Source organism: Dechloromonas hortensis, from assembly GCF_009469765.1.
Classification (GTDB): domain Bacteria; phylum Pseudomonadota; class Gammaproteobacteria; order Burkholderiales; family Rhodocyclaceae; genus Azonexus; species Azonexus hortensis.
Map to the genome: position 1 here is coordinate 19,629 of NZ_SSSQ01000020.1, position 8,187 is coordinate 27,815.

The window sequence follows — 8,187 nt, forward strand, 5'->3', positions numbered from 1 at the left end:
GGGCAATGCTCGCCTACATCATCCGCCGCCTGCTCTACGCCATCCCGATCCTGATCGGGGTGAACCTGATCACCTTCGCACTGTTTTTCGTGGTCAATACGCCGGACGATATGGCGCGCATGCAACTGGGTGTCAAGCGGGTGACGCCGGAGGCGATCCAGAAATGGAAGGTCGAGCGCGGTTACGACAAGCCTTTGCTGCTCAATGTCGAGGCAACGGGCCTGGCCAGCCTGACCGACACCATCTTCTTCCAGAAATCGGCGCGCATGTTCGTCGGTGATTTCGGGCGGGCCGAGGACGGTCGCGACATTGCCCGCGAAATCGGCGCCCGGATGGGGCCGTCGCTGGCCATTGCGCTGCCCACCTTCATCCTCGGCCTGTTCGTCACCGTCAGCTTCGCGCTGACCCTGGCCTTTTTCAGGGCCAGCGCCTTCGATTTCTGGGGCGTCGTGCTCTGCGTTGCGGCGATGTCGATTTCCGGGCTGTTCTACATCATCGGCGGCCAGTACTTGATCAGCAAGCTGTGGCGGCTGGTACCGATCTCCGGTTTCGGCGAAGGGCTCGATGCCTGGCGCTTCCTGGTCCTGCCGGTGCTGATCGGGGTGGTCTCCGGCATTGGCTCCTCGACGCGCTGGTATCGCACCATCTTTCTTGAGGAAGTCAGCAAGGATTACGTGCGCACGGCACGGGCCAAGGGGCTGCCGGAAACCCTGGTTTTCTTCCGCCATGTGCTGCGCAATGCGCTGATTCCAATCCTGACCGGCGTCGTCGTCGTCATTCCCTTGCTGTTCATGGGCTCACTGCTTACCGAATCCTTCTTCGGCATTCCCGGCCTCGGCAGCTACACCATCGATGCGATCAACGCTCAGGACTTCGCCGTCGTCCGCTCCATGGTCTTCATCGGCTCGGTGCTCTACATCGTCGGCCTGATCCTGACCGACATTTCCTACACCGTGGTCGATCCGCGGATCAGGTTCGAATGATGGGCTTCCAGATCGTCGTACTCTGGTCGGATGCGCTGATCTGGTTGCTGGTCGCTGCCGGCGTCGGCGTCGGCCTGCTGATTGCCCGCAATCCACCACTGCTCGCCGCCTGGCGCCGGGTCGGCGCGAATCGGGTCGGCATGGCCTCGGCCACTGTTCTGCTCGCTTTCATCCTGATCGGCCTGCTCGACTCGCTGCATTACCGCGTGCAACTGGACGGCAAGCCGGGCCAGAAGGCGACTTACGCAATCGAGGTGCTGTCGCTGCTCGATGTGCTGGCCAGCCCGCTGCGCACGCGCAACGAAAAGACCTATTCGGCGCCTTTTGCGACCCGGCTTTACGCCAAGGAAAGCATCGACCTGCCCGGGCAGGGTACGGTGCGCGACTACCCACGCCTGAAGTACGGCGGCCAGCATCTCGGCGAGCGCGAGGACGAAGTGGCGGCTGATGCCGGCTTGACGGCCGGTCGCGCCGTGCTGCTCGCGCTGCTTGGCTGGTTGGCGGTGGCTGGCCTGGCCAGCGCGGCAGTCAGGCAGGGCAGTGCTGCGGTGAACGCTTCCGGCTGGCAAAAAATCTGGCGCGGCGAGACGGCCTTTGCCTGGAACGCGGTGCTGCTCACCCTGCTGCTGATCCTGCTGTTTGCCGTGCCACTGTTCTGGCTGGCCGGCCAGTACCATGTCTTCGGCACCGACAAGGTCGGCCAGGACGTGCTCTACCAGATACTGAAAAGCGTCCGCACCGGCTTGATCATCGGCCTGGTGACGACGCTGGTCATGCTGCCGATGGCGGTGCTGCTCGGCATCGTGGCCGGCTATTTCCGCGGCTGGGTCGATGATGTGATCCAGTACATCTATACGGTGTTGAACTCGATTCCCGGTGTGCTGCTGATTGCCGCTGCCGTACTCATGATGCAGGTGGTCATCGACACCCATCCGCAATGGTTCTCGACGGCGGCCGAACGGGCTGACCTGCGCCTGCTGGCGCTGTGTTTCATCCTCGGCATCACCAGCTGGACCGGCTTGTGCCGGCTGCTGCGGGGCGAAACGCTGAAGCTGCGCGAACTGGAGTACATTCAGGCGGCGCAGGCCTTCGGCGTGTCGAACGGGCGCATCATCATCCGCCACATCCTGCCCAACCTGATGCACATCGTCATCATCGCGCTGGTCATGGATTTTTCCGGGCTGGTGCTGGCCGAGGCCGTGCTGTCCTACGTCGGCATCGGCGTCGATCCGACGATGACCAGCTTTGGCACGATGATCAACAATGCGCGCATGGAACTCGGCCGCGAGCCGGCCGTCTGGTGGTCGCTGGTGGCGGCATTTTCAGCGATGTTCGTGCTGGTGCTGGCCGCCAACCTGTTTGCCGATGCCGTGCGCGATGCATTCGACCCGAGGGCTGCCTGAATGTTGAAGGTCGATCAACTCCGCCTCGGCTTCACCGCCGGCAAACAGACACTGGCCGCGGTGGACGGCATTTCCTTTGCCATTGCCAAAGGCGAAACCTTTGCCCTGCTTGGCGAATCCGGCTGCGGCAAGTCGGCCACGGCGCAGGGCATCATGCGCCTGCTGCCGGCCGCCGGGCGCATCCTCGGCGGCAGCATCCAGCTCGATGGCGAGGAGTTGCTGGCGCTGCCGGAAGCCGACATGCGCGCCTGGCGCGGCAGCCGGATGGCGATGATCTTCCAGGAGCCAGCCACCAGCCTGAACCCAGTGCTGACCGTTGGCCGCCAGATCGGCGAAGTGCTCGAACGGCATCGCAACTTGCGTGGTGCGGGGGCCACCGAGCGCATGCTCGAGCTGCTGCGCCAGGTCGGTATCGCCGACCCGGAGCGGCGGCTCGGCGAATATCCCTTCCAGCTCTCCGGTGGCATGAAGCAGCGGGTGATGATCGCCATCGCCCTGGCCGGCGAACCGGAGTTGCTGATCGCCGATGAGCCGACCACCGCGCTCGATGTCACCGTCCAGGCGCAGATTCTCGATTTATTGGCCGGATTGCAGGCCGAGCGCGGCATGGGCATGCTGCTGATCACCCACGATCTCGGCGTCGTCGCACGCATGGCGCATCGCATCGGCGTCATGTACGCCGGCGAGTTGGTCGAAGTGGCCAGCCGCGAGGATTTCTTCAGCCGGCCCCAGCATCCCTATACCCAGGCCTTGTTCGCCGCCTTGCCGGAAGTGTCGCGGCGCGGCATGGCCCTGACCACCATCCCCGGCCAGGTGCCGGCGCTGTCGGCGATGCCGGCCGGCTGCCGCTTTGCCGAGCGTTGCCCGCATGTGATGGCGGTCTGCCGCGAAATTTCCCCGCCGTGGCGCGAGCCGCAAGCCGGGCATGCCGTGCGCTGTCACTGGCAGGCGGAGGCAGCTGAGGAAAACCCGCTGCCACCGCCGGCGGTGAGCGAGGCTGAGGTCGAACGCCCGTCTTTCCTGGCCGTTAGCGACCTGAAAGTCCATTTCCCGATCCGGCGCGGCCTGCTGCAGCGGACGGTCGGCCATGTTCGTGCGGTCGACGGCGTTTCACTGGCCATTTCCGCCGGGCGGACCTTGGCCCTGGTCGGCGAATCCGGCTGCGGCAAGACGACGGTCGGCAAGGCCTTGCTGCAACTGATCAAGCCCAGCGCCGGCAGCGTCCGGCTCGGCCCCAACGAACTGGTCGGCATGGCGCCGAAGCGCCTGCGTGCCGCCCGTCGCCACATGCAGATGGTGTTTCAGGATCCATTCGCCTCGCTCAATCCGCGCTTGCGGGTCGGCGACATCATCGCCGAGGGCATGGCGGCGCTGAGTACGGAGAACGATGCCGAAGCGCGCCTGGCGGCGGTTGCTGCCTTGCTGCAGCAGGTCGGCTTGCCGGAGGAGGTGGCCGGGCGTTACCCGCACGAATTTTCCGGCGGCCAGCGCCAGCGCATCGCGATCGCCCGCGCCCTGGCCGTGCAGCCGGAATTGCTGATCTGCGACGAGCCGACGTCGGCACTTGATGTTTCGGTGCAGGCGCAGATTCTCAATCTGCTGAAGAAACTGCAGCAGGAACTGGGTGTCGCCTACCTGTTCATCACCCACAACTTTGCCGTCGTCGAGTATCTGGCCCACGATGTTGCCGTGATGTATCTCGGGCGCATCGTCGAACAGGGACGGGCCGAGGATGTGTTGCGCGCGCCGCAGCATCCCTACACCCAGGCATTGCTTTCGGCGGTGCCGGTGCCGCGGCTCGATGCGCCGACGGCGGTGATCCGGCTGGGTGGCGAAACGCCATCGCCGGCCAAGCCGCCGGCTGGCTGCCATTTCCACCCGCGTTGCCCGCATGCGATGCCGGTTTGCCGCGAGGCTTACCCGGAGACCCGCAGGTTTTCAGCGACTCATACGGTCAACTGTCATTTGTTGCCATAATCGGGCCGCGTGCTCCTGATGTGAAAAGCGCCCCGAACGGGGCGCTTTTCGTTTGGTTGGGTATCGCTCAGCTACGGCGACCGTTGCCGGACTTGGCGACCTTGGGTGGTGGTGCCGCTTTGGCGCTAGTTGTCTTGCTGTCGGCGCCGCCGGCCTTGGCGATCTTGCTCGTCGTCGCTTTGCCAGCCTGCTTGCGGTCAGCTTTGCCGGCCGGCGCCTTGGCGGCTAGCTTCTGCTCCGCCTTGCCATTCGGCTTGGTCTCCACTCTGGCTGATTTGCTGCCCTTGGCGGATTTATCACTGCTGGTCAGTTTGCCGTGCACCGAGGCCTTGGCCTGCACCGGTTCCGGTTCGATGATTTGTGGTAGCGAAGGTACGTTCTGCTGCTTGCCGAGATCGTCGGCGCCCGGGCCGGCCGGGACCAGCAGCGTCGAGCCGGCACCCAGCCGGATTTTGCCGCTCAGGCCGTTTACGCGCAGCAGGTCGGGCAGCGCAATGCCGAAGCGGGGGGCCAGTTGATGCAGCTTTTCACCGTTCTTCAGCGTGTAGGTTTGCCATTCGGTCAGCGGCTGGGCGTATTTTTCGAGATTGCTCTGGAAAATATCGACCTTGTCGGCCGGCAGCACCACGGCGCTGTCGGCCTTGATGACCGGGCGGTTGTGCGACGGGTTGAGGGCGACGAATTCGGCGACCGGCATGTTGGCGAGGCGGGCTGCGGTCTTGACGTCGATCGGCCGGGTGGTGTCGATGGTGGCGAAGTAGGGGCGATTGATGATTTCGGGCAACTGCAACTTCGCCATCAGTACCGGGTTGCCGAAAATGTTCTTCAGGGCCTGCAGCTTGGGGACGTAGTGCCGGGTTTCGTTTGGCATGTTCAGGCTGGAATAATCGGTGGGCAGGCCGCGCGCCGCATTCTTTTCGATGGCCCGTTTGACGGCGCCTTCGCCCCAGTTGTACGAGGCCAGCGCCAGGTGCCAGTCGCCGTGCATGTCGTAGATGGTTTGCAGGTATTCGAGGGCGGCGCCGGTCGAAGCGACGATGTCGCGGCGCTGGTCCTGCCACCAGTTCTGTTCCAGGTTGAAGCGCTTGCCGGTGGCCGGGATGAACTGCCAGAGGCCGGAGGCGTTCGAGCGGGAATAGGCCATCGGGTTGAACGAGCTTTCGACCATCGGCAGCAGGGCCAGCTCGGTCGGCATGCCGCGCGCTTCCAGTTCCTCGACGATGTGGTGCAGATAGGGCCGGCTGCGCTCGACCATGCGGCGCAGGGCATCCGGACGATTCTGGTACCACTGCTGGTAATAGAGCACCAGGTCGTCGTTCAGGTTGGTCATTGCGAAGCCATTGCGCAGACGGACCCAGAGGTCGTCCGGATTGGCGGTGAGGTCGATCGAATTCGTCGGTTGCGGCGCGGCGCGGACTTCATGCACGGTCAAGGCGCTTTCCGGGCTGAGTGCGGTCGGCTCGGAGAGCGACGGCATGAGCAGGGAGAGCAGCGGGAAGCCTTCGGAAGCCTGGGCCAGCGTCGGCGCGGCCAGGGTAACAGCGGCAGCACTGAGGCTGGCGGTGGCAATTCGGCGAATAAGCGACAGAACGTTGCGGTGTGGCATAGGGTGAAGCTCCTCGCGAACGGGGTCGACTAAAACGGGGATTATACCTGAGCTCTGCCTAAAAAATGTGCTTCAAGGACTGTGGCCGATCTGGCGGGGCGGTGGTATCCCATTGAAAATTTGCGTTTTTCACCGGTCGACAGCTGGTGTCGTCAATTTTGCGGTCCTGGCGGAGGGTTGGTGGCTTCGGCGCAGTCGGCGCGTTTGAAAAATGCCGATTTGGGGCCGTCGACCGCAGGATTCAGACGATGAAGGGCAGGGCGAGGCTGTCGGTGCCCAGGGCGCTCCCGGTCATTTCCCGGCAGAGCGCGAGGAATTCCTGGGTGGCCGGGCTGACCCGGCGCTGGCGATGGCGGGCGAAATAGAAATGGCGGCGCAGATCGAGTTGCGGGGTGCCGATTTCGACCAGGCTGCCGCGCCGGAAAGCCTCGCGCAGCGCCAGTCGTGACAGGCAGCCGATGCCGAGGCCGGATTCGACTGCCCGTTTGATTGCCTCGGTATGCTCCAGTTCGAGCTGGATATGCAGCCCGGGCAGGACCCGTGCAATCGCCCGGTCGAACAGGGCGCGCGTGCCGGAGCCCGCTTCGCGGACGATCCATTTCTGTTCGGCCAGCAACGCCGGGCTGGCTTCGCCGACGGCTGCAAGCGGGTGTTGCGGCGCGCAAAAGACGACCAGCGCATCTTCCAGCCAGGGTTCGAGCAACAGGTCCGGATCATTGGCCTCGCCTTCGATCAAGCCGATATCGAGTTCGAAATGACTCAGTTGCTCGACGATGCTGTGCGTGTTGGCGACATGCAGCCGAAGTTTCGAAGCCGGGTGCCGGCGCAGATATTCGGCGGCGACCAGCGTTGCCAGGTAATTGCCGATGGTCAGCGTGGCGCCGACCGCCAGCGGGCCGAGCACGCCGCCGGCCAGGTAGCCTTCGATATCGGCCGCCCGGCCGAGCATGTCCTCGACCTGCGGCAACAGGCCGCGCCCGGTGCCGTTGAGGCGGAGCGACTTGCCGACCCGGTCGAACAGCGGGCAGTCGAACTGTCGCTCCAGTTCGACCAGCGCATTGCTCGCTGCCGATTGCGACATCGACAGATGCCCGGCCGCCCGCGAAACGTTTTCGGTATGGGCGATCGCCGCAAAAATCTCCATCTGGCGCAGGGTGATTCGCATAGTTATTAGATCGCTAATTGATAGATAAATTATCCGCTTTGTTCGCTATGTCACCAAGCCTATGATGAAACTCATCCAATATTCAAGCGAGGATTGTCGCCATGAGCACACTGGGCACCGAAAAAATACTCTCCGTCCATCACTGGAATGACAGCCTGTTTTCCTTCCGGACGACGCGCGATCCGGGCCTGCGTTTCATCAATGGCCAGTTCGTGATGATCGGTCTCGAAGTCAATGGCCGGCCGCTGACTCGGGCCTACAGCATCGCCAGCGCCAATCACGAGGAGCACCTCGAATTCTTCAGCATCAAGGTGCCGGATGGTCCGCTGACTTCACGCCTGCAGCACTTGCAGCCGGGCGATCCGATCATCGTCAGCCGCAAGCCGACCGGTACGCTGGTCCTGCATGACTTGAAGCCGGGCAAGCGCCTCTTCCTGTTTGCCACCGGCACCGGCCTGGCACCGTTCATGAGCCTGATTCACGATCCGGAGGTCTATGAAAAATTCGAGAAAATCATTCTGATTCACGGCGTCCGCTGGACCAATGAGCTGGCCTATCACGACTACATTACCCAGGACTTGGCGGAGCATGAGTACTTTGGCGACCTGGCCCGCGAAAAGTTGGTCTATTACCCGACGGTGACCCGTGAGTCCTTCCGCAATGAGGGGCGGCTGACCGACCTGATCGAGTCCGGCAAGTTGTTCGCCGATATCGGCCAGGAACCGCTCGATTCGGCCACCGATCGCGCCATGATCTGCGGTAGCCCGGCCATGCTGGCCGATACCGCGGCGATGCTCGATGCCAAGGGTTTCAAGGTGGGACATCACCACACCGGCGAACTTGGCGACTACGTGATCGAGCGCGCCTTCGTCGAGAAGTAAGCAGGGACGGGCGGCAAGCCGCCCGTCGTCTCGTTCGGTCGCAGAAAAGAAAAAACCCGTTGAATCTCTACGATTTCAACGGGTTTTTTTTATTGGTTGGCGGAGTGGACGGGACTCGAACCCGCGACCCCCGGCGTGACAGGCCGGTATTCTAACCAACTGAACTACCACT

General features: G+C 63.4%; 6 protein-coding genes. 4 read left to right on the forward strand and 2 right to left on the reverse strand.

What is annotated here, in order from left to right; genetic code table 11:
• The first annotated feature begins 5 nt into the window (after positions 1–5).
• From GH663_RS20245 to GH663_RS20255, 3 genes are read left to right on the forward strand one after another with little or no spacing between them, the layout of a single operon-like run.
• On the forward strand, positions 6–983 hold the full coding sequence (locus GH663_RS20245; protein WP_153133397.1) for an ABC transporter permease: 978 nt from the start codon (positions 6–8) through the stop codon (positions 981–983).
• Positions 983–2,386 carry an ABC transporter permease gene (locus GH663_RS20250; protein ID WP_170291468.1) on the forward strand — a complete coding sequence of 468 codons (1,404 nt, stop codon included), beginning with the start codon at positions 983–985 and terminating at the stop codon, positions 2,384–2,386. Before GH663_RS20245 ends, GH663_RS20250 begins: the two co-directional genes overlap by 1 nt.
• The gene (locus GH663_RS20255; protein WP_153133399.1) at positions 2,387–4,363 is read left to right on the forward strand and encodes an ABC transporter ATP-binding protein; all 1,977 of its coding nucleotides are present in this window, start codon (positions 2,387–2,389) and stop codon (positions 4,361–4,363) included. It begins immediately after the preceding gene.
• 67 nt (positions 4,364–4,430) lie between these two features.
• On the opposite strand, the gene GH663_RS20260 is transcribed toward GH663_RS20255, so the two are convergent.
• On the reverse strand, positions 4,431–5,969 hold the full coding sequence (locus GH663_RS20260; protein WP_153133400.1) for a transglycosylase SLT domain-containing protein: 1,539 nt from the start codon (positions 5,967–5,969) through the stop codon (positions 4,431–4,433).
• Between the two features lie 241 nt (positions 5,970–6,210).
• A complete protein-coding gene (locus GH663_RS20265) occupies positions 6,211–7,134 on the reverse strand; it encodes a LysR substrate-binding domain-containing protein (protein WP_153133401.1) in 924 nt (307 codons plus the stop codon).
• Between the two features lie 101 nt (positions 7,135–7,235).
• On the opposite strand from GH663_RS20265, the gene GH663_RS20270 reads away from it, so the two are divergent.
• Complete coding sequence (locus tag GH663_RS20270) at positions 7,236–8,015, forward strand: ferredoxin--NADP reductase (RefSeq protein ID WP_153133402.1); 780 nt, start codon at positions 7,236–7,238, stop codon at positions 8,013–8,015.
• Positions 8,016–8,187 lie beyond the last annotated feature (172 nt).

Bases quoted from the DNA above. Each gene is read 5' to 3' on its own strand.
- GH663_RS20255 (WP_153133399.1), top strand. From the start codon at position 2,387: ATGTTGAAGGTCGATCAACTCCGCCTCGGCTTCACCGCCGGCAAACAG.
- GH663_RS20260 (WP_153133400.1), bottom strand. From the start codon at position 5,969: ATGCCACACCGCAACGTTCTGTCGCTTATTCGCCGAATTGCCACCGCC.
- GH663_RS20265 (WP_153133401.1), bottom strand. From the start codon at position 7,134: ATGCGAATCACCCTGCGCCAGATGGAGATTTTTGCGGCGATCGCCCAT.
- GH663_RS20270 (WP_153133402.1), top strand. From the start codon at position 7,236: ATGAGCACACTGGGCACCGAAAAAATACTCTCCGTCCATCACTGGAAT.
- GH663_RS20245 (WP_153133397.1), top strand. From the start codon at position 6: ATGCTCGCCTACATCATCCGCCGCCTGCTCTACGCCATCCCGATCCTG.
- GH663_RS20250 (WP_170291468.1), top strand. From the start codon at position 983: ATGGGCTTCCAGATCGTCGTACTCTGGTCGGATGCGCTGATCTGGTTG.